15 protein-coding genes are annotated in these 22017 nt (G+C 68.5%); 12 read left to right on the top strand and 3 right to left on the bottom strand.

Annotated elements, in window-relative coordinates; genetic code table 11:
- Window positions 1-154: 154 nt before the first annotated feature.
- The 8 genes from C7I84_RS19735 (at window position 155) to C7I84_RS19690 (ending at window position 12916) form a co-directional block, all read left to right on the top strand.
- The gene (locus C7I84_RS19735; protein WP_106773934.1) at window positions 155-937 is read left to right on the top strand and encodes an ABC transporter ATP-binding protein; all 783 of its coding nucleotides are present in this window, start codon (window positions 155-157) and stop codon (window positions 935-937) included.
- The gene (locus C7I84_RS19730; protein WP_106773933.1) at window positions 930-3152 is read left to right on the top strand and encodes an ABC transporter permease; all 2223 of its coding nucleotides are present in this window, start codon (window positions 930-932) and stop codon (window positions 3150-3152) included. The genes C7I84_RS19735 and C7I84_RS19730 overlap by 8 nt, the downstream gene beginning before the upstream one ends.
- Before the next feature lie 271 nt (window positions 3153-3423).
- Complete coding sequence (locus C7I84_RS19720; protein WP_106773932.1) at window positions 3424-5622, top strand: flotillin family protein; 2199 nt, start codon at window positions 3424-3426, stop codon at window positions 5620-5622.
- A 240-nt stretch (window positions 5623-5862) separates the two neighbouring features.
- Window positions 5863-6300, top strand: a complete 438-nt coding sequence (locus C7I84_RS19710; RefSeq protein ID WP_106773931.1) for an SRPBCC family protein — start codon at window positions 5863-5865, stop codon at window positions 6298-6300.
- Window positions 6301-6309: 9 nt separating this feature from the next.
- Entirely contained in the window at window positions 6310-8025 is a 1716-nt protein-coding gene (locus tag C7I84_RS30960; RefSeq protein WP_106773930.1) for an SRPBCC family protein, read from the top strand.
- 368 nt (window positions 8026-8393) lie between these two features.
- Window positions 8394-10445 carry a hydantoinase/oxoprolinase family protein gene (locus C7I84_RS19700; RefSeq protein ID WP_106773929.1) on the top strand — a complete coding sequence of 684 codons (2052 nt, stop codon included), beginning with the start codon at window positions 8394-8396 and terminating at the stop codon, window positions 10443-10445.
- Window positions 10446-10457: 12 nt separating this feature from the next.
- Window positions 10458-12350: a hydantoinase B/oxoprolinase family protein gene (locus tag C7I84_RS19695; protein WP_106773928.1), complete on the top strand. Its 1893-nt coding sequence runs from the start codon at window positions 10458-10460 to the stop codon at window positions 12348-12350.
- A 26-nt stretch (window positions 12351-12376) separates the two neighbouring features.
- Entirely contained in the window at window positions 12377-12916 is a 540-nt protein-coding gene (locus tag C7I84_RS19690) for an SRPBCC family protein (protein ID WP_106773927.1), read from the top strand.
- Between the two features lie 179 nt (window positions 12917-13095).
- Here the strand turns inward: C7I84_RS19690 and C7I84_RS19685 are convergent, their stop codons facing one another.
- Both C7I84_RS19685 and C7I84_RS19680 read right to left on the bottom strand, forming a co-directional pair.
- On the bottom strand, window positions 13096-14634 hold the full coding sequence (locus tag C7I84_RS19685; RefSeq protein WP_106773926.1) for a malonate--CoA ligase: 1539 nt from the start codon (window positions 14632-14634) through the stop codon (window positions 13096-13098).
- Between the two features lie 276 nt (window positions 14635-14910).
- Window positions 14911-16287, bottom strand: a complete 1377-nt coding sequence (locus C7I84_RS19680; RefSeq protein ID WP_106773925.1) for a malonyl-CoA decarboxylase — start codon at window positions 16285-16287, stop codon at window positions 14911-14913.
- Window positions 16288-16442: 155 nt separating this feature from the next.
- Between C7I84_RS19680 and C7I84_RS19675 the strand changes: the two genes are divergently transcribed.
- On the top strand, window positions 16443-17222 hold the full coding sequence (locus C7I84_RS19675; RefSeq protein ID WP_207771039.1) for a creatininase family protein: 780 nt from the start codon (window positions 16443-16445) through the stop codon (window positions 17220-17222).
- Between the two features lie 358 nt (window positions 17223-17580).
- On the opposite strand, the gene C7I84_RS19670 is transcribed toward C7I84_RS19675, so the two are convergent.
- Window positions 17581-18429, bottom strand: coding sequence for an IclR family transcriptional regulator (locus C7I84_RS19670; protein ID WP_106773923.1), 849 nt, complete (start codon window positions 18427-18429; stop codon window positions 17581-17583).
- A 100-nt stretch (window positions 18430-18529) separates the two neighbouring features.
- On the opposite strand from C7I84_RS19670, the gene C7I84_RS19665 reads away from it, so the two are divergent.
- From C7I84_RS19665 to C7I84_RS19655, 3 genes are all read left to right on the top strand, one after another.
- Entirely contained in the window at window positions 18530-19948 is a 1419-nt protein-coding gene (locus C7I84_RS19665; RefSeq protein WP_106773922.1) for an amidase, read from the top strand.
- Entirely contained in the window at window positions 19945-20859 is a 915-nt protein-coding gene (locus C7I84_RS19660) for a DMT family transporter (RefSeq protein WP_106773921.1), read from the top strand. Before C7I84_RS19665 ends, C7I84_RS19660 begins: the two co-directional genes overlap by 4 nt.
- A gap of 295 nt (window positions 20860-21154) precedes the next feature.
- The gene (locus tag C7I84_RS19655; RefSeq protein ID WP_106773920.1) at window positions 21155-22006 is read left to right on the top strand and encodes an FAD binding domain-containing protein; all 852 of its coding nucleotides are present in this window, start codon (window positions 21155-21157) and stop codon (window positions 22004-22006) included.
- Window positions 22007-22017 lie beyond the last annotated feature (11 nt).

Here is a 22017-nt window from a genome sequence, read left to right as displayed (position 1 = left end):
CACTCTCCGCGCTTCTTCAGCAACGCCTGCGATCGGCGAAACCAAAGCGGCCGGCCAATCTCCCCCCTTGCGGGGGAGATGTCCGGCCCATTCGACAAGCTCAGGACAGAGGGGGGTGCGAAGGAGCGCCACGATCGGTGGGTCGAAAGCGGCCATGTCTGAATCCGTCGCAGCACGTTTGCAAGGCACCGGAGCCAATGCGCTGGAGCTGGACGGCGTGGCGCGTCATTTCGGGGCGCTGGTGGCGCTGACCGGCATATCGATGCGGATCGCCGCGGGCGAACGGCGCGCCGTGCTCGGCTCCAACGGCGCCGGCAAGACGACGCTGTTCAACGCCATCACCGGCGATTTCATGCCGACGGCGGGGCGGATAAAATTCTTCGGCGAGGACATCACGGACTTGCCGCCGCATGAGCGGATACGGCGGGGGCTCAGGCGCACCTACCAGATATCGCAGCTGTTCAAGGGATTGAGCGTGCTGGACTCGATCTTCCTCGCCTGCCGCGGCGTGTCGCGGCGGCGCTTTTCGCTGCTGCGCCCGGCTGTGACCGACGTCAGCATGGCGCAGGCGGAATCGATTTTGAATGCCGTGCATCTGGAGGGTGACCGCGATACGCTGGTGGCGACGTTGTCGCACGGCCAGCAGCGGCAGCTGGAGATCGCGCTGGCGCTGGCCGGGGCGCCGCGCTTCATCCTGTTCGACGAGCCGGCGGCGGGGCTGTCGCCGACCGAGCGGCGCGACCTCGTCGCCATTTTGAACGCGCTACCGAAGCATATCGGCTACATCATCATCGAGCACGATCTCGACGTGGCGCTGCGCGTGTCCGATTATGTGTCGATGATGCACAATGGCCGCCTGTTCAAGGAAGGCACGCCGCGCGAGATCGAGGCCGATCCGCAGGTGCAGGAGATATACCTGGGAGGCCGGCATGGCTGAGCGCTCCGCCCCCGCCGGAAAAGCGGCGCTGAGGATCGACGATTTGCAGGTCTATTACGGCGAGAGCCATGCGCTGCAGGGCGTGTCGCTGACGCTGGAAAGCGGCGTGCTGTCGGTAGTCGGCCGCAACGGCATGGGCAAGACCACGCTGTGCAACACCATCACCGGGCTGAAGCGTGCGCGCTCCGGCTCGATCCGGGTGAACGGCCGCGAGGTGTCGGCGCTGGAGCCGCACGAAATCCACCGGCTCGGCGTCGGCTACGTGCCGCAGGGCCGCCGCGTCTGGCCGAGCCTGACGGTGGACGAGCATCTGCGGCTGGCGGCGGGAAGCCGGCGCGACTCCGCCTGGACGGTCGAGCGCGTCTACCAGACCTTTCCACGGCTGGCGGAGCGCCGCGGCAATGGCGGCTCGCAGCTTTCCGGCGGCGAGCAGCAGATGCTGGCGATCTCGCGGGCGCTGCTGTCGGACCCGAAGCTGCTGGTGATGGACGAGCCGACGGAGGGTCTTGCCCCCGTCATCGTCGACCAGGTCGAAAAAATGCTGGTCGAGCTCGGCCGGGAAGGCGAGATGGCGATCCTCGTCATCGAGCAGAACATCGGCGTGGCGACGGCGGTGTCGGACCGCGTGGCGATCATGGTCAACGGCCGCGTCAACCGGGTGATGGACGCCAAGGCGCTGGCCGCCGACCGCGAGCTGCAGCAGCGGCTGCTCGGCGTCGGGCGGCATGCCGAGGAGGAGCCGGTGACGCCGGCGGCGGCCGCGCAGGCAGCCTCGCAGCTCGCGGACGTCTATCGGATCGAGCGGGCGGGGGTGCAGCCGGCGGCGGTACCGGTCCAGGGCGCGGGCGGCGTCTACCGGCCGGTCACCGACCTGCCCAACCGCTGGAACGTGCCGGTGACGGCGATGCGGCAGGCGGCGGTGGACAAGACGCAGCCGGCGGAGGATTTCCGCCAGGTGTTCGCCATCCCCTTCGCCGAGCGGATCGGGCGGACCGTGCTGGTCGCCGGCACCTTCGACACCAAGGGGCGCGAGCTGCGCTTCGTCGCCAAGCGGCTGAAGGCGCTGAAGATACCGGTCAGGACCGTCGACCTGTCGACTTCGGGAAAGCCTTCGAGCGCCGACGTGCCGGCGGGCCAGGTGGCGGCGATGCACCGCGGCGGACCCTCCGCGGTGATGTCGGGCGACCGCGGCGGCTCGGTGGCGGCAATGGCCGAAGCCTTCGCCCGCTGGATCGAACGGGAGCCGGGCATCGGCGGCGTCATCTCGGCCGGCGGCTCGGGCGGCACGACGCTGGCCACCGCCGGCATGCGCGCGCTGCCGGTCGGCGTGCCGAAGATCATGGTTTCGACCGTGGCGGCCGGCGACGTCGGCAAATATGTCGGCGGCGCCGACATCATGATGTTCCACTCGGTTGCCGATGTGCAGGGGCTGAATTCGATCACCGAAGCCGTGCTTTCCAACGCGGCGCACGCCATGGCCGGCATGGTGGCGCAGCTTCCGACCGGTGAGCAGTGGGAAGCGAGGCGGAAACTGGCGCGGCCGGCGGTCGGCATCACCATGTTCGGCGTGACCACGCCGGCGGTGCAGGCGGTGACCAGGCGGCTGGAGAGCGACTACGACTGCCTGGTCTTCCACGCCACCGGCATCGGCGGGCGGGCGATGGAGAATCTCGGCGACTCGCGGCTGCTTTCGGGTTTCATCGACCTGACCACGACCGAAGTCGCCGACATGATCGTCGGCGGCGTGTTCCCGGCGACGGAGGACCGGTTCGGGGCGGCGATCCGTACCGGCCTGCCCTATGTCGGCTCGGTGGGGGCGCTCGACATGGTGAATTTCGGGCCGCGCGACACGGTTCCGGAACGGTTTCGCAGCCGCAAGTTCGTGATCCACAATCCGAACGTGACGCTGATGCGCACGACGCGCGACGAGAACCGCGCGTTCGGCGCGTGGATCGGCGAAAGGCTCAACCGGATGAACGGGCCGGTGCGGTTTCTCTTGCCCGAGGGCGGAGTGTCGCTGCTCGATGCGCCGGGGCAGGCGTTTTTCGATCCGGAGGCGGATGAGGCGCTGTTCGAGGCGATCGAGCGGACGGTGCGGGTGTCGCCGACGCGACAGGTGATGCGGGTCAAGGCCAACATCAACGATCCGGTATTTGTCGACGCGGCGGTGGCGGCGTTCGAGGGCATCATGCCGAAGATGCAGAGGAGGGCGTGATGGAGATGCTTTCGTTCCTTCGCACCCCCCTCTGTCCTGCCGGACATCTCCCCCGCAAGGGGGGAGATTGGCTTTCATATGCGGTTTCGCCAATCTTCAACGCAGCATGGGCGCGTCGAAAGCGGCCGGCCAATCTCCCCCCTTGCGGGGGAGATGTCCGGCAGGACAGAGGGGGGTGCGAAGGAACGCGAACCCTGAAGAACTCGCCGCCGCAAGCCACTGACTATCTCCGGTCGCCAGCCGACCGCTTCTCGTTTCGGAGGACAATTTGATGGCCGCGCAGACGTTCGGCACTTTTCTCTTGTGGCTGATCATCGTCGCGATCGTCGTGGCGATCGCCGTCTATATCCTGCGGTGGCTCTACCGGCGTTCGACCAAGGAAACCGCCTTCGTGCGTACCGGCTTTCTGGGCGAAAAGGTGGTGGTGAACGGCGGCGCCTTCGTCATCCCGGTGCTGCACGAGATCACCCCGGTCAACATGAACGTGCTGCGCATCGAGGTGCGGCGCGAGGACGGCACGGCGCTGATCACCAAGAACCGCATGCGCGTCGACCTGATCGCCGAGTTCTTCGTGCGGGTGGGGGCGACGCGCGAGCTGGTCGCGGCGGCGGCGCAGACGCTGGGGCGCCGCACCCTGCAGGAAGACGGGCTGCGCGAGCTGCTGGAGGGCAAGTTCGCCGCTGCCATGCGCACCGTGGCGGCGCGGATGACGCTGGAGGAGATGCATGAGCAGCGCGGCGACTATGCGCAGAAGGTGCGGGCTCTCGCCGCCGAATCGCTCGCCGCCAACGGGCTGGAGCTGGAAAGCGTGGCGATCGTCGACCTCGACCAGACCAGCCTCGAATTCTTCGACCCATCCAACGCCTTCGACGCCGAGGGCCTGACGCAGCTCACCGAGTCGATCGAGACGCGGCGAAAAATGCGCAACGAGATCGAGCAGCGCACGCTGGTCGACATCCGCAACCAGAATCTCGACACCCAGCGCAAGGTGCTGGAGATCGATCGCGAGAGCGAATACGCCCGGCTGGAGCAGGAGCGCGAGGTGGAGATCCGCCGCGCCGCGCAGCGGTCCGAGCTGGCGCGCGAGCGGGCGGTGCGCGACCAGGAGGCCGAGCAGGCGCAGCTCTCCGCCCGCGAGGCGGTGGAGAAATCGCGGCTGGCGCAGGAGCGCGCCATCACCGAAGAACGCATCCGAAGCGAGGAGGACACGCAGCGGCGCGAGATCGCGCGGCGGCGTGCACTCGACGAGGCCGAGCTGAAGACGCGCGAGCTGACGGAGCGCGAGCAGATCGCGCTGGAGCTGGCGCTGGAGACGGCGCGCATCGAGCGCGAGCAGGCGCAGAGCCGGCTCGAGATCGAGCGCAGGAAGGCGCTGGAGATCGTCGAGCTGGAGCGGCAGATCGCGCTTGCCGCCAAGGCGCTGGAAGTGACGAAGGCGGAAGCCGAGAAGCGGCGTGCCGAGATCGTCGCCAACCAGGCAACCGAGGCCGAGCGGATCGCGCAGGACCGGGCGCTGGACGAGGTGCGCATCGCCCGCGAACGGCATCTGGAGGCCTTGCAGATCGCCAAGCGGCAGGCCTTCGAGGAGGCCGAGATCGCTTCGGCGGAGGAGGTGGAGCGGGCGCGCATCCAGACCGAGCGCGGCATCGAGGAAGCAAAGCTGATCAGCCAGCGCGAGCTCAGGCAGCTGGCGATCGCGCGCGACCAGAATGTCGAGATCGCCGAGATCCAGAAGGCGATCGACATCGCCAAGAAGACGCAGGAGCGGTCGTCGGCGATCGCCGCTTCCGAGGCGGTGCGCGCCAAGGCCATCCAGGCCGAGGAACAGGCGCTGACGGCGCGCGAGCGCGAGATCGCCGAGCGGCGCAAGCTGACCGATCTGATCGGTGCCAGCCGCGAGGCCGAGCGCGAGGCGCTGCGCGTCACCGCCGCGGCGGAGGCCGAGATGCGCGCGGCGAAGAGCCTTGCGGAAGCGCAGAAGATCGCCGCGGAAGCCACCGCCGAGGCGGAGAAGATCGCAGCGCTTGCCGCCGCGCAGCGCTACGAGATCGACGCCGCCGGCCACCGGCAGCTCAACGAGGCGGAGAACATGCTTTCGGAGCCGGCGCGCGCCAGCCGCACGCGCGGAAAAATCATCGACAAGCTCGAAGGCATCATCCGCGAAAGCGTCAGGCCGATGGAGAAGATCGAGGGCATCAAGATCCTTCACGTCGACGGCATGACCGGCGGCGCTGCCGGCGGTTCGGGGCGCAACGTCACCGACGAGGTGATCGATTCGGCGCTGCGCTACCGCGTGCAGGCGCCGATGATCGACAGTCTGATGAAGGAGATCGGCATCGAGGGCGGCTCGCTCGGGCGCATGACCGACGTGCTGAGGGATGCCAAGGACATCGCCAGCCTGTCGCGGGAGAAGAAGGGCAACGGTAAGCCGAAGGCGGCGAAGGACGATGATGACGACCGCGATCGGTGAGCGGGGCTGGTCGCGCAGGATGGCGTTCCGTCGCACCCCCCTCTGTCCTGCCGGACATCTCCCCCGCAAGGGGGGAGATCGGCCGCCACCGCGGCTTTCGCTAATCACCAGCCTTGCAGGAGAGACGGCAAGGCCGAAGCTGCCAATCTCCCCCCTTGCGGGGGAGATGTCCGGCAGGACAGAGGGGGGTGCGAAGAAGCGCAAACCTCTGCACGCCTATCAAGTGCCGAAGCTTGCCTGATGCCCAAAATCTTCATCTCCACCGTCATCGCAGCTCCCGCCGCCGAGGTCTGGCGCGTGGTGCGCGATTTCAACGGGCTGCCGAGCTGGACGCCGTTCGTCGCCGAAAGCCGCATCGAGCAGGGCGCCAAGGCCGACCAGATCGGCTGCATCCGCAACTTCGTCCTCAAGGACGGGGGGCGCATCCGCGAAAGGCTGCTGGCGCTGTCGGACTACGATCTTTCCTGCACCTACACGATCCTCGAAAGCCCTATGGGCGTGTCGGATTACATCGCCACGCTGGCGCTGACGCCGGTGACCGACGGCAACGCCACCTTCGCCTCATGGCAGGCGGAGTTCGATTGCGCGCCGGAGCGCGAGGCGGCTCTCGTCCAGCAGATCGGGCAGGGGGTTTTCCAGGCCGCCTTCACTGCGCTGAAGCAGCGGTTCGGGCGATAGTCCCGGCGCATGATCAAGGTCCGGCAGAGCACAATCATCGACGCGCCGGTCGATACGGTCTGGCGCCTGCTGCGCGATTTCAACGGCCATGAAAGCTGGCACCCGGCGATCGCGACCAGCGCCATCGAGGGCGGCGAGCCGGTGGACATGGTGGGCGCTGTGCGCCGCTTCCGGCTGAAGGACGGCGGTGAGCTGCGCGAGCAGCTGCTGTCGCTGTCCGACCGCCAGCGGCGGCTGACCTATTGCCTGCTCGAGGCGCCGCTGCCGCTGATGGGCTATGTCGCGACCATTTCGCTGAAGCCGGTGACGGACGGGGATCGCACCTTCTGGGAGTGGTCTTCGGAGTTCCACCCGCCGGCGGAGCGGCGCGACGAGCTGGTCCGGCTGGTGACGGAGGGGATCTATCGGACCGGGTTCGAGGCGATAAGGAGGCTGGTTGGTCGGGCGCCTGTCCTCGGGACTCTGCCTCTACCTAGTCCGGCTGGCGGTGCAGGGGGGAGACCCGCGCCCCAGGCAGTTTCCTTTAGTCACGATGAGAAGGCGGATCGAGCGCAAGTCGGCGCCCTCATACCCCCACCCCTAACCCCTCCCCTCAAGGAGGAGGGGGATTCTGTCGGCGCTCCGGGTGCTCGAACCGGAGACGTTGTTCGGCTTGGAGCCGGTGTTGCCGAATCCCCCTCCCCCTTGAGGGAAGGGGTTAGGGGTGGGGGTACGCCGGCGGAAGGTTCGGATGTTTCGCGACAGGACCGCACCCGCGCCATCGTCGTCGAGCGGCATGGCGGGCCGGAGGTGCTGCAGCCCGGCGAGATCGCGTTGCCGCCGCCGGGAACCGGCGAAGTGCGGGTGCGGCACACGGCGATCGGGGTCAACTACATCGACGTCTATTGCCGCACCGGCTATTTCGACCTTTTGCAGCCGCCCGGCGTGCCGGGCATGGAGGCGGCCGGGGTCGTCGAGGCGCTGGGGCCGGGCGTCGGCGATCTGGCGATCGGCGACCGCGTCGCCTATGCCGGGCCGCCGCTCGGCGCCTATTGCGAGCGCGCCAACCGGCCGGCCGGGATGCTGGTCGGATTGTCGGACGACATTGCGGACGAGCTGGCCGCGGCCGGCCTGCTCAAGGGCGTCACCGCGAGCTTCCTCCTGCACGACGTGTTCGCGGTAAGACCCGGCCATGTCGTGCTGGTGCATGCGGCGGCGGGCGGCGTCGGACAGCTGCTGGTGCAGTGGGCGCGGCACCTCGGCGCCACCGTGATCGCCACCACCTCCAGCGAGGCCAAGGCGCGTGTGGTGGAAAGGCTGGGTGCGCAGCATGTGCTGCTCTACGGCCGGGGTGCGGATTTCGCCTCGGAGGTGATGCGCATCAGCGGCGGGCGCGGCGCCGACGTGGTCTACGACGCCGTCGGCAAGGACACGTTCGCCGGCTCGCTGGTGGCGCTTGGCGTGCGCGGGCATCTCGTCAGCTTCGGCCAGGCCTCCGGGCCGGTAGGCGACTGGGACATCGGCCGCTTCGCCTCGAAGTCGGTCACCGTGTCGCGCCCGAACTACGGCCATTTCACCGACACGCCGGAGAAGCTCGGGCCGCATGTCGCGCGCTTCTTCGCGGCGGTGCGCCGGGGGGTGGTGGCGCTCGACCCGCCGCGGCGCTATGCGCTCGCCGATGCGGCCGACGCACATCGGGACCTCGAGGCGCGTGCGACGACCGGATCGCTGGTGCTGGTGCCCTGACCGCCGGCAGGCGCCGGAACATTGTGCCAGCGGTTTTGAACCCTGACCTTTGGGATTGTTCGGCAGCACCCCTCTCCGTCTCGCCTTGCAGGCTCGCCACCTCTCCCCCACTGCGTGGGGGCGAGGAACCCGGGCTGGAGAAGCGCTGCATCATCGGTCAAGCTTGATCAGCCATTGAAGCTGCGTCTCGATCGGCAGGAAGGCGAAGCCTCCACGGCCGAAGCCTTCCGGACAGCTTGATCATCCGACAATCACTCGTATCCATATACCGGATGCAGCATCCGTCATCTGGAATCGCGCTTGATTCCCTCCGAGCGATATGCATTATGTGAATGCAATATCTACTATATGGATACGGAGGAGATCGGATGGGCTTGCGGATTGCCATCGACACGGGCGGCACGTTCACCGACGTGGTCGCCATCGACGAGGCGACCGGGCGGATCACCGCGGTCAAGACGCCGTCCACTCCGGCCGATCCCAGCGTCGGTCTGCTCGATGGCGTCCGCCGCGTGCTCGACAAGGTCGGCGGCAGCGACGCCGACGTCGGCATGCTGCTGCACGGCTCGACGGTGGCCACCAACGCCGTGCTGGAGCACAAGTTCGACGGGCTGGGGCTGATCGTTACCCGCGGCTTCCGCCACATGATCGAGATCGCCCGGCAGTCGGTGCCGGACGGCTACGGCAACTCCTTCTTCTGGGTGAAGCCGCCGCGGCTGGTGCCGCTCCACCTGGTGCGCGAGGTCGGCGGCCGCATGAACTTTGCCGGCGAAGAACTGGAGCCGCTCGACGAAGAAGGCACGCTGGAAGCGGTGCGCGAGCTGGTCGAGGACGGCGTGCGCTGCATCGCGGTGTGCCTGCTGCATGCCTACGCCAACGACGCCCACGAGCAGCGCGTCGGCGCCCTGATCAGGGAGCATTTCCCGGGTGTGTTCGTGTCGCTGTCGTCGGTCGTGCTGCCGGAGTACCGCGAATACGAGCGGGCGATGACGACGCTGATCGACGTCCTGGTGAAACCCTACTGCAAGACCTATCTGCAGAGCGCGGCCGACCGCATCCGCTCGCGGTCGGGCGACATACCCTTCCTGATCATGCAGTCGAACGGCGGCGTGGTGAAGCATTCGACCGCCGGCGAGAAGCCGGTGACGATGCTCTTGTCCGGGCCGGCCGCCGGCATCCTCGGCTCGATCCACATGGCGCACCTCGCCGGCTACAAGGACATCCTCACCATCGACGTCGGCGGCACCTCGACCGATGTCGCCATCATCGAGAACTACACGCCGATGTACACCTCGGCCTCGATGATCGAGAGCTATCCGGTGAAGACGCCGATGCTCGACATCGTCACGGTCGGCTCGGGCGGCGGATCGATCGCCTGGACCGATCCCTACGGCCAATTGAAGGTCGGGCCGCGGAGCGCGGGCGCCGATCCGGGGCCGATCTGCTACGGCAAGGGCGGCAGCAAGCCGACCGTCACCGACGCGGCGATCACGCTCGGCCGGCTGCCGGCGGCGCTGATCGGCGGCGCCATCAAGCTCGACGCCAAGGCGGCGCGCGAGGCCTATGAGCGGCTGGGCGCCGAGTTCGACATGTCGGCCGAGGAGGTGGCGGCGGGTGCGCTGGAGATCGCCGCGGTCAACCAGGTGTTCGGCATCCGCCAGGTGACGACGACACGCGGCCGCGACCCCGGCGCCTACGCCATGGTCGCATTCGGCGGCGCCGGCGGCCTGTTCGCGGCGGAAGTCGCCGACTTCCTCGACGTGCGCACCATCGTGTCGCCGCCCAACCCCGGCAATCTCTGCGCCTTCGGCCTGCACGTCTCCGACGTGCGCCGCGACTACATCCGCACGCTGGTGCGCCGGCAGTCGTCGGTGGACACGGCCGAGATCATGGCGGCCTGGGACGAGCTGGTGCGCGGCGGCATCGCCGACATCGCCGCCGAGGGCATCGACGAGGAAAAGATCGAGGTGCGCCGCGTCGCCGACATGCGCTATTTCGGCGAGGGCCACGAGGTGCAGGTCGACATCCCCGCCGGGCTCACGGGCGAGGCCGCGGTCGCCCACATGTTCAAGGACTTCCACCGCGTCCACGACCAGACCTTCGGCTTCCACTACGAGGGCGAGCAGGACGTGGAACTGGTCAACCTGCGCGTCCAGGCGATCGGCATGCAGCACCGGCCGGCGCTCGAGCCGGACGCGGCGACGCGCGTGGCGGCAAGTCCGTTCGGCCGCCGAAAGGTGTTCTGGCGCGCCGGAGGCTGGGTCGACTGCCCGCTCTACCGGCGCACCGAGCTGGCGGTCGGCCAGCAGATCGCCGGGCCGGCGATCGTGGAGGAATACGGCTCGACCGTGGTGGTGCCGGCGGGCTGGGACATGCGCGCCGACGCCTACGGCAATCTCATCCTCGAAAAGAACGGCTGAGCGGAGGAAACCATGCTGGACAAGACGCGGCAGACCATGCTCGGGCCGATCGAGCTCGAGGTCATCCACGGCACCATCCGGGCGGCGGAGCTGGAGATCGAGGCGGCGGTGGAGCGCACCGCGCGCTCGCCGATGATCCGCGACCAGCACGACTATCGTGTCGCGCTGTTCGACGCCAAGGGGCGCAAGCTGACCGGCCGCTCCTATTCGGCGATCGTCGAGCCGGTGTTCGAATATTTCGGCGCCGACCAGATCTTTCCGGGCGACGTGTTCTTCTGGAACGACCCGTACAATTCCTGCGGCGGCATCGGCCATGTGCCGGACCTCTGCACGACGGTGCCGATCTTCCACGGCGAGCGGCTGATCGGCTTCAGCCAGGTGTTCGGCCATCACGACGACATCGGCGGCGCCGTGCCGGGCAGCCTGCCGGTGCACGCCACCGACAGCTGGATGGAGGGCGTGCTGATCCCGCCGATAAAACTCTACGAGCGCGGCAAGCTGAACGAGGCGGCGTTCCGGATCATCGTGCGCAACTCGCGGCTGTCCGAGCACCTGGCGGGCGACCTCGACGCCGAGATCGGCGCGGCGAAGCTGGGCTCGAGAAGGATCGTTACGCTGGCGGAACGTTACGGGATCGAAACGTTGGAGGCGGCGTTCGACCAGATCCTGAAGAATACCGCGGAGATCTTCCGGCGCGAGATCCTGCCGCGAATCAAGGACGGCGAGTATCACTTCGAGGACTATATCGAGGCCGACGGCGTCGACGAGCCGCGCCTGCATGCGTTGCGTGTCAGGATGATCAAGACGCCGGAGAAGATCGTGCTCGACTTCACCGGCACCGACCCGGAGGCCAAGGGCCCGATCAACTGGTCGCTCGACGAGGCCGAGGGCCGCTACTTCCGCAAATGGCTGGCGCCGACGCTGCGCTCGCTTGCGGCGTCGCCGGAACGGGCGGCGGAGATCGATTCCAACGAGGGCGTGCTCGACGTCATCGAGGTGGTGTTCCCGGAAAAGGGCACGCTGATCACGCCGACTTTCGGCAAGCCGACCGGCATGCGCTTCTTCCTGATGCTGCGCACGCTGGGCTCGTTCGCCGCCTGCCTGTCCAAGGCGACCGAAGGGCGCATGCCGGCCGACCACGAGACCATCCGCATCTGGGGCGTCACCGGCGGCAACAGGCAGCAGGATTTCTATCTGTTCCGCGAGGTGCTGGGCGGCGGCAGCCCGGGAAGGCCGTGGGCGGACGGCTCCGACGTGGTGCACATCGTGCCGAATTCGAAGAACCTGCCGGCGGAGTTCTCGGAAACCCGCTACCCCATCCTGGTCGAGCGGCTGGGGCTGAAGCAGGGGTCCGGCGGGCCGGGCTACCACCGCGGCGGGCTGGGCTACGACAAGCGGATAAAGATGCTGGGCGACTGCCGGCTGATCTCCAATGCCGACCGCTCGCTGCTCGGCTGCTACGGCGTCAACGGCGGCAAGGCCGGCGCCAACTACCAGGTGTCGGTGTCCGAGGCCGGTGTCGACACCGGCCATCCCGGCATGTGCGACACGGTCACGGTCAAGGCCGGCTCCTCCATCACCATCGTGACCACCGGCGGCGGCGGCTGGGGCGACCCGCTGCAGCGGCCCGTCGACAAGGTGGTGGCCGACGTGCAGGCAGGGCTGGTGTCGCCGGAGTCCGCGCATGACGACTACGGCGTGGTGCTGGCGAAGAGCGGTCGCAAATGGGCGGCCGATGCGGCGGCGAGCGCGGCCCGGCGTGCGGCGCTTGCGGCCGGGCGCGGCACGCCGCCGATGTTCGATCGCGGCCCGTATTTCGAGGAACTGAAGGCGGCCGGCAAGATCTCCCGGCCGGAAGGCTGGACCGATCCGGACGCCGGCTGGTACGCAAAGCCGGTCGTCTGAATCGATCGCAGGTCCGGGAGCTTGGCATGAAGATCAGTCAGTCCTTCGAGGTCGCCCGGCCGCTTGCCGTGGTCTGGGAACTGTTCCAGGACGTTCCCGCCGTGGCCGCCTGCATGCCGGGCGCGGAGTTGACCGAGGACAAGGGCAACGGGCTTTTTGCCGGCAAAGTGGGCATCAAGCTCGGGCCGTTCGGCGCCTCCTTCGAGGGTGAGGCGCAGGTGAGCGCCGACGCTGCGACGCATAGGGGCCATGCCGAAGGGCGCGGCCTCGACCGCAAGGGTGGCAGCCGCTCGAAGCTGGTGATGGACTACCGGCTGAGCGAGGCCGGCGAGGCGACGCGCGTCGACATCGACGCCGACGTGCAGCTCGCAGGCCCGATCGCCCAGTTCGGCCGTACCGGCATCATCACCGAGACGGCCAATGTGCTGATCGGCCAGTTCGTCAGGAACGTCGAGGCGCGGCTTTCCGCCGACGGCGCGGGCGAGGCGGCGCCGGCGAACGAGCTCAGCGCGCTCAAGGTCGCCGGCCTGGTGATGAAGTCGTATTTGAAGCGCTCGGGGAGTTGAGGCGCGGGCGCCGATATCGGTCTCGGCATTGATCGATTGAAACGAGGAACCTCAACGTCGATCTATTGAAGCACCCCCCTCTCCGTCTCGGGCTTCGCCCGAGACGGAGAGGGGGGCTTTGCACAGGCCAGGCGATCCCCGCAACGATTGGCGAGGTGCGCAATCCTACCCTTACAGCCCTACCCGTACAGCCCCGCATAGGTCTGGCGCATCAGCGCCTTCTGGACCTTGCCCATGGCGTTGCGCGGGAGGTCCTCGACGAACAGAACACGCTTCGGCAGCTTGAACTTCGCCAGGCGTGATTGCAGGTGCGCAAGGATGGCTGCTTCGCTCGGGGCCCTGGCCTTGTCCGTCACCACGACCGCGGTCACGCCCTCGCCGAAATCCCGGTGCGGCAGGCCGATGACGGCGGATTCGATGACGCCTTCGATCAGGTCGATCTCGGTCTCGACCTCCTTGGGATAGACGTTGAAGCCGCCGGTGATGATGAGGTCCTTGCCGCGGCCGACGATGGAGACATAACCGTCGGCGCCGATGCGGCCGAGGTCGCCGGTGATGAAGAAGCCGTCGGCGCGCAGCTCCTCCGCGGTCTTTTCCGGCATGCGCCAGTAGCCCCTGAAGACGTTGGGGCCGCGCACCTCGATCATGCCGACCTCGCCGGCCGGCAGCGTCGCGGCGCTGGCCGGGTCGGTGACGCGGACCTCGACGCCGGGCAGCGGCCTGCCGACCGTGCCGGCGAGGCGGGGTCCCTCGTACGGATTGGAGGTGTTCATGTTGGTCTCGGTCATGCCGTAGCGCTCGAGGATGGCGTGGCCGGTGCGGGCCTCGAATTCGGCATGGGTCTCGGCCAGAAGCGGCGCCGAGCCGGAGACGAAGAGGCGCATATGCGCGGTCGCCTCGCGGGTGAGGCCGGGATGCTGGAGCAGCCGCGTGTAGAAGGTCGGCACGCCCATCATGGCGGTCGCCCGCGGCAGCAGGCGCAGCGCCTCGTCGGCGTCGAATTTCGGCCGGAACAGCATGGTGCCGCCCGACAGCATCAGCGTGTTGGTGGCCGTGAACAGCCCGTGCGTGTGATAGACGGGCAGGGCATGCAGCAGCGTGTCGCCGGACGTGAAGCGCCAGGTGTCGACCAGCGCCAGCGCATTGGAGGCGAGGTTCCCGTGCGTCAGCATGGCGCCCTTGGAGCGGCCGGTGGTGCCGGAGGTGTAGAGGATGGCGACCAGGTCGTCCCAGCCGATTTTCGCGTCGGCGAAGGCGCCGTCGCCGGCGTTCGCCGCGTCCATCATCGTGCCGTCGCCGGCGACGCCGAGCGAGAGCACCGTCGCATTGTGGCGTGCCGCGAGGTCAGCCAGGGCCGACACCCGCTCCGGGGCGACGACGATGATTTTCGGCTCGGCGTCGCCAACGAAATAGTCGAGCTCGGCCAGCGTGTAGGCGGTGTTGAGCGGCAGGAATATCGCGCCGGCGCGGGCGCAGGCCAGGAACAGCGCAATGACTTCCGGGCTCTTCTCCACCTGCACGGCGACGCGGTCGCCTTTTTCCACGCCGGCCTCGGCCAGCGCCCGGGCGATGCGGCCCGACAGCGTCCAGAAATCGGCGAAACTGAAGTCGCGGCCGTCGGCGTTGCGGATGAAGGTCTTGTCCAGTCCGCCGGTGCGGGCACGCACCAGCGCGGGCAGGGAGGTTATCGAGGCATCCGCCTGATAGAGCCAGCTCATGTGTCGTCGCAGTCCCCTGTTGGTTGGCTTGTTTGATCGATCACGGATGGGATTGGCAAGAGGCGGTGGCGTCGGGGTGCGGGCACTCGCTTGAAGGGATCACCCCCACCCCTAACCCCTCCCCACAAGGGGGAGGGGGACTTTGCGACCGCCAGGCCACGCTAGATCCGCAACGATCGGTGCTTGACCGTGCCGTGGCAGGATTCCCCTCCCCCTTGTGGGGAGGGGCTAGGGGTGGGGGTGATCCCTTCAAACGATGATCCCGCTGTTTCCTGCTCATGAGGAAGCCGTCACGCGCTGGGCACGCTGCCCGTTGCCGACAGGCCGCTCCGCCGACAGCAACCTTCGCACCGCCCGCGACATCGCCACCTCGCCCTTGTTAGCATAGGCCTCGTGATGGGCTTCGATGGAGGACAGGTCGTAGAGATAGTTGACCATGACGCCGTGCGACTGCGTGAGGCCCTTGGGCGAAAGATCGGCATGGACGTTGATGCGTTCCAGGCGGGCGCCGTTGCCGAGATGGAAGCGGGCGACCGGGTCGAGCGGCCGGCCGGCGGCGTCCTTCGTCTCCGTAAGATAGACGGCGACCGCCGCGGCCAGAACCGGCTCGATGGCGTCGCGTGCCGCGGCGTCCTCGGACCAGTCCGGCCGTTCGAGCAGGTGGAGCGGTCCGTCGCGATCATACGCTTCGTCGCGGAACCGCTCGCCGAGCCAGTCGGCGAAACCCGGCAGCGGCGACAGCGTGACGAAGCTGCGCAAATTGGGCAGGTCGCGCACGATATCCTCGACCACCTGCTTGATCAGGAAGCTGCCGAAGGAGATTCCCCGCAGGCCGCGCTGGGTGTTGGAAATGGAATAGAACACCGCCGTATCGGCCGCACCCGGATCGATCGGTTCGCGGTCGCGCGCCAGCAGCCCGTCGATCCGGCCGGGAATGCCGGTGGTCAGCGCCACCTCGACGAAGATCAGCGGCTCGTCGGGCATCTGCGGGTGGACGAAGGCGAAGCAGCGGCGGTCCGCAGGCTGCAGGCGCCGGCGCAAATCGTCCCAGTCATGAATCTCGTGCACCGCCTCGTAGCGGATGATCTTCTCCAGGATGTGCGCGGGCGACGACCAGTCGATCCTGGTCATCAGCAGGAAGCCGCGGTTGAACCAGGAGCCGAACAGGTGGACGAAGTCGTGGTCGACCACTTCGAGTTCGGGATGATCGGCCAGATGCCGCAGCAGGCCGGCGCGCATGGCGACCAGCGTCGCGGTGCCGCCCGGCGCCAGATTGATGCGGCGGAACAACTCCTGGCGCAGCGGCTCGGCGGCGCTCGCCAGATGCGAGGCGGCCTCGGCGGAGCGCGTCCCGCGCCAGGCCTCGACGGCGGCGTCGAGGCGCTTCTCGTCCGGCCCGAACCGGTCGGCGAGCGTACGGAACCATTCGAGGCGAGCGCCATCGTCGAGCTGCCGCCATGCCTTCAGCAACTCCATCGCCAGCGCCACGCCCGATGCCTCGCCGCGGCTCGACATCAGCTTGGCCGCCAGCGCGCCGATCGTACCGGCCGGAGCAGCCGACGACTGGCCGCCCCATAGCAATCGGCGGCCGCGTTGCGCGATCTCGCTGAACAGTTCGCCGAGAAACACGCTCTCGCGATCGAATGGACGCATCGCTTCCCGCCCCGTTACCCGCCGCACCGCCGGCGCCACCGCAAGAACGCGATTGCCGGCGCCGCGTTCCAATGCTTATATAGTAGATATCGTATCCGCATTGTGAATACTATGCGAAAGCCGGATCGATGCAAGCCCAAGCTGGAGGAGCCGCTATGGAACGCCGCATGTCGTTCATGACGCAGATGGAGATCGGCGAATCCATCGCCGCCGGACGCGCCGTCATCCTGCCGACCGGAGCCACCGAGGCGCATGGGCCGCATATGCCCACCGATACCGACACGCACCAGGCCGACCATATCGCGGCGCTTCTGGCCGAACGCATCGACGCGCTGGTGGCGCCGCCGGTCGCGTACGGCATATCGAAGACCTTCGAGTTCTTCCCCGGCACCATCTCGCTGTCGATCCCCACCTACCAGGCGATGCTGTTCGAGATCGGTGCCGCGCTGGTCCGCCAGGGATTCGGGCATCTCATCATCCTCAACGGCAACCGGCCGAACGGCACGGCCAACGATGCGGTGGCACGGCATCTCGTCGACGAGCTGGACACGACATACGGCTTCAAGGTGTCGGCAGTGAGTTACTGGGAGCCGGGTGCCGCGAAAGTGAATGCGCTGCGCAAGTCGGTGCCCGGCGGCATGGGGCATGGCTGCGAGTTCGAGGCGTCGTTCCAGCTCGCCACGCGGCCGGGCCTGGTCAAGATGGAGCGGCTCGCCGGCGCCCATTACGGGCCGGTCGGCTGGGATCTGGTGGCGCCGACCAACCCGACCCGCACCTATGCGCGCCGGCCGCGGCCCGAGGTCGGGCACGCGGCGATCTTCGGCGACCCGACAAAGGCGTCGGCAGAGGCAGGCAAAGTGTTCATCGAGACGGTGGTCGATGCTCTGGCGGAGACATTCCAGTCGCTGCAGGGGTCGTATGAGGAGCGGAGATAGGGCTGTTCCTTCTCCCCGTTCACGGGAAGAAGGTGGCCCGAAGGGCCGGATGAGGGGCCGCACCATGTTTTCCGGCGCTCGAGCCGCCCCTCGTCTGCCCGCCGGCGTCTTCCTCGTCTACGACAGGGCAAATCGCACATGCCGACCGACGAGGACTTTCGCCGCCTCGTACCCCCACCCCTGGCCCCTCCCCACAAGGGGGAGGGAGACTTTGCGGCCGCTATGCCGCTCGAAAACCGCCGTCTATTGGCGCCCGGCGGAGAGGCCAGCCGGTCCCCCTCCCCCTTGTGGGGAGGGGCCAGGGGTGGGGGTACGAGGCGGCGAAAGTCCTGCCCTCAAGGGGAGAAGAACGCTGCCGCTACCGCTGGCCCGGATGCCAGCCGAGGTCGATGCTGATGGAATGGGTGGCCTGCTGCAGCTTGTCCTTGAGATCCTCGAGCCGGCGGGCGTTCTTGGCCAGGCCTTTTCGGAAAACGAAGCAGATGCAGGCGATCACCCGGCCGCCGGCGTCGCGGATCGGCGCGGAGATCGAGCCGGTGAAAGGCTGCACGTCGGCGATGGTGAGCGAGAAATCCTCCGCCCGCACCTGGTCGAGCACGGCGCGCAGGCGCTCGGCGTCGGTAATGGTGTCGGGCGTCAGCCGCTCCAGGTCGCGCTTCAGATAGTCCGCGACGAAATCCGGCTCCTCATTGGCGAGCAGCACCAGGCCCTTGGAGCCGCAATGCAGCGGAAAGTGGTAGCCGTAGTGGGCCTTGGTGATGTCCTCGTCGACGCGCTGGTGCGAGTAGATCGCCACCGACTGCAGGCCGATGCGCTCGACCACCTGCATGGCGATGCCCTCCTCGCCCTCCAGCCGCGCCAGATAGGGCATGGCGACGCGCAGCACGCGGTGGTTGGCGAGATAGGCCGAGCCGATATGCCAGAGCCGGGGGCCGATCTCGTAGCGGTTGGTCTCGGGGTCGCGGCGCAGGAACTGCGCCTTCTCCAGGCCGATCACCGTGCGGTGGACGGTCGCCCAGGGCAGGTTGAGGCTACGCGTCACGTCGACCACGCGGCCGGGAGAGGAGGCCAGGAAGTCGAGCACGGCGAAGGAGCGCGCCATGCCGCGCAGCGCGTCCTCGGCGCCTTCCTCGGCGGCCGTCTCGCCGTTGGACTCCTGGGTCTTGGCCGGCTTGGCCGCTGTGGATTTGCGTGGGGTGGCTCTCAAGTCGGACAACCGCGTGGCATTGAAGTCTTGTCAACTCATAAGCGAGAATGTCTGTCCGCTCAATGGATGCGATATTGAATAGTTGGAAGAGGAAGCGGCGATGAGCGACGAGGCGTGGACATGGTCGGCGGTAGCGGCGGTCGAGCGGCTGCGCAGCGGCGCGGTGTCGCCGCGCGAGCTGCTGGAAAGCCTGCGGCGCCGCGTCGAGGCGGTCGACGGCAAGGTCAACGCGCTGCCGACGCGCTGCTTCGAGCGGGCCGGGCGCGAAGCGGCGCGGCTGGAGGCGCTGCCGCCGGGCGAGCGCGGCCGGTTCGCCGGCCTGCCCTGGCCGATCAAGGATTCGGCGGCAGTCGCCGGCGTGCGCACCACCTGGGGCTCGCTCGCCTATGCCGACCATGTGCCGGAAGACTCCGACTACGTGGTCGAGGCGATCGAGGCGGAAGGCGGCGTGGTGTTCGCCAAGTCCAACACGCCCGAGTTCGAGGCCGGCGCCAACACCTTCAACGAGGTGTTCGGGCGCACGCTCAACCCGTGGAACCCGGCGCGCTCGGCGGGCGGCTCGTCCGGCGGGGCGGCGGTGGCGGTCGCCACCGGCATGGCCTTCCTGGCGCAAGGCTCGGACTTCGCCTGCTCGCTGCGCTATCCCGCGGCCTTCTGCAACGTGGTCGGTCTCAGGCCGACGCCCGGCGTCGTGCCGCAGGGGCCGGGCGCGCTGCCCCATCAGGTGTTGTCGGTGATGGGTCCGCTGGCGCGCGACGTCGCCGACGCGGCGCTGGCGCTGGACGGCATGGCCCGCTTCGAGCCGCGCGACCCGCTGTCTTTTCCACGCGGCGGCGGATCGTATCTGAAGGCCGCACGGGCGCCGCGCAAACCCGTCCGCGCCGCCTTCAGCATGACGCTGGGGCTCGCGGCGGTCGACGAGCCGGTGCGGACGACGGTGCTCGAGGCCGTCGGCAGGCTGGCGTCGGCGGGGCTGGCGGTCGAGGAGGCGCATCCGGACCTGGCGGCGGGCGACCGCGCCTTCCGTACGCTGCGCGCCTTCCAGTTCGCCGCATTGCGCCGCGAGGCGCTGGAGCGGCATCGCGACAGGCTGAAGCCGGAAGTGGTCTGGAACATCGAGGAGGGGCTGAAGCTCACCGCCGCCGATCTCGCCGGAGCGGAGGCCGGCCGGGCGAGCGTGCGGCTCGCCATGCTCGACTTCCTCGACACCCACGGGGTGCTGATCACCCCGACGGCGCCGGTCGAGCCGTTTCCGGTCGAGCAGCGTTTCGTCGGGGAGGTCGACGGCCAGAAGCTCGCGACCTATCTCGACTGGCTGACGCTGGGCTACGCCGTCACCATCTGCGGCTGCCCGGCGATCTCCATCCCGTGCGGGCGGAGCGCCGGCGGCCTGCCGGTCGGCCTGCAGCTTGTCGGAAAGCCCTATGGCGAGGCCGAGCTGCTCGCCGCCGGGGCCTGGTGCGAGGCCCTGCTCGGCCAGTCGCTGGCGCGGCCGATCGATCCGGCGGAACGCGCATGAGCCGGGCGGGCGGCCCCGGGCGCCTCGAGCCGGTGCTGCTGCTGTTTTCGGCGGGCTTGTGCATCGGCTCGATCTTCCCGCTCGGCAAGATCGCGGTGGCCGCCGGCATCCCGTCGCTGGTCTATGTCGGCGCCACCGCGGCCGGTGCCAGCGTCGTGCTGGCGCTGCTGGCGCTGGCCGGCGGCTTCTCGCTCCGGCCCGACCGGGCGACGCTCGGCTATGCGGCCGTCGCCGGCCAGCTTACCTTCGCCATACCCTGGACGGCGGTGGTGACGGTGATGCCGCATCTCGGCTCGGGCATCCCGGCGATCATCCAGTCGCTGGCGCCGATCGTTACGCTCGCCATCGTCTACGCGCTGGCGCTGGAGCGGCCGAACGTCGTGCGGCTCGCCGGCCTCGGCATCGGCATGGCCGGCACGCTGGTCATCCTGTTTTCCCGCAACGGCGGCGATGCCGCGCATGCGCCGTTCATTTGGTATCTCGTAGCGCTGGTGACACCGACGGTGCTCGCCGCCGGCAACGTGTTCCGCACCACCCATTGGCCGAAGGGGCAGGTGGCGCTGCCGCTCGCCGCCTGGACGCTGGCTGCCGCGGCCGTCGGCATCGCCCTGACGCTGGTCCTGCTGCGGCTCGCGGGGGCGATGCCGGATTTCGGCACCGGCCTTGCGTCCGCCTTGCACCTGGTGGCGCTGCAATGCGTCGCCACGGGCGTCGGCTACGGGCTGTTCTTCCGCCTGCAGCAGGTCGGCGGGCCCGTCTATGTCAGCCAGATGAGCTATGTGAACACCGCCGTCGGCGTCGGCTTTGCGGTGCTGCTGTTCGCCGAGAGCCTGTCGGTGTGGATATGGCTGGCGCTGGCGCTCATCGCCGCCGGCGTGTTTTTGGTCAACAGCGCGCGCGGGTCCGGCTAGTATCCTTTCATCCCTGATGATCTTCCACATCTTGCCGTTGGCGCGGCCAATCGGTGACCGTTGCGGTGCCCTCTTCGAACTAGGCGCGGCCGCCTCGTCGAGCCCGTACCGCAATAGCTGTTGACAGCGTCGCCTATCGCTATTTAGGATGCGGTATCCAGATTGTGGATAGAAGAATCCGCTCAACAAATGAGCAGTCCGCATAGTCTGGAGGCGATGAGGGGCTACCGGGACAGGCTCCTCGAAGTGAACATAACCGTCCGGCCGCAGGTGCCGCCGGATGCCGGGAGGTAGCATGAAGCCACCGCTTTTCGAGTATTGCGCGCCCCGCACGCTCAAGGACGCGGTCGCCATGCTCGCCGGCGATCCGGGCGCCATGGTGCTTGCGGGCGGCCAGAGCCTGATCCCGGCCATGAACATGCGGCTCGCCAGCCCGGCACGGCTGGTCGACATCCAGCATGTCGACGGGCTGAAGGGCATTTCCATCGAGAACGGCCGGATCGTGGTGCGGGCGATGACCCGGCATCGCGAGTTGGAGCTCGACGAGGCCGTCTTTCGCGCCAATCCGCTGATCCGCGAGGCGATGGCGCATGTCGCGCATGTGCCGATCCGCAACCGCGGCACGGTGGTCGGCAGCATCTGCCATGCCGACGCGGCCGCCGAGATGCCGATGGTGCTTCTGGCCACCGGCGGCAGCGTCGTCCCCGAGGGGCCGCGCGGCCGCCGCGAGGTCGCGGCGCAGGAATTCTTCCAGTTCCACATGACGACGACGCGCGAGCCCGACGAGATCGTCGTCGAGGCGCATTTTCCCGTGCTGCCCGAGGGCGCCGGCTGGGCCTTCGAGGAGTTCACGCGCCGCCATGGCGACTATGCGATCGCGGCGGTGGCGGCGATCGTCGAGCCGTCCGCCGGCCGCGTCTCGCTGGCCGCCTGCGGCGTCGCCTCGCGGCCGGTGCGGCTCGAGGCGTCCGAGCAGATACTGGCAGGGGCCGAACTCACGCCTGAGCGGATCAAGGCGGCGGCGGAAGCCGCGACGGATGCGGTCAGCGCGCCGGACGACATGCACGCCACCAACGCCTATCGCCGCCACCTGCTCTCGGCGCTGGTGCGGCGCGCCGTCGTGAAGGCCGCGTCGAGAGCGAAGTGAAGGACATGCCC

Source organism: Kumtagia ephedrae (genome assembly GCF_003012745.1).
Taxonomy (GTDB): Bacteria; Pseudomonadota; Alphaproteobacteria; order Rhizobiales; family Rhizobiaceae; genus Kumtagia; species Kumtagia ephedrae.
Note: the sequence above shows the minus strand (reverse complement) of the source record. Positions and strands in the feature narration are given on the sequence as shown.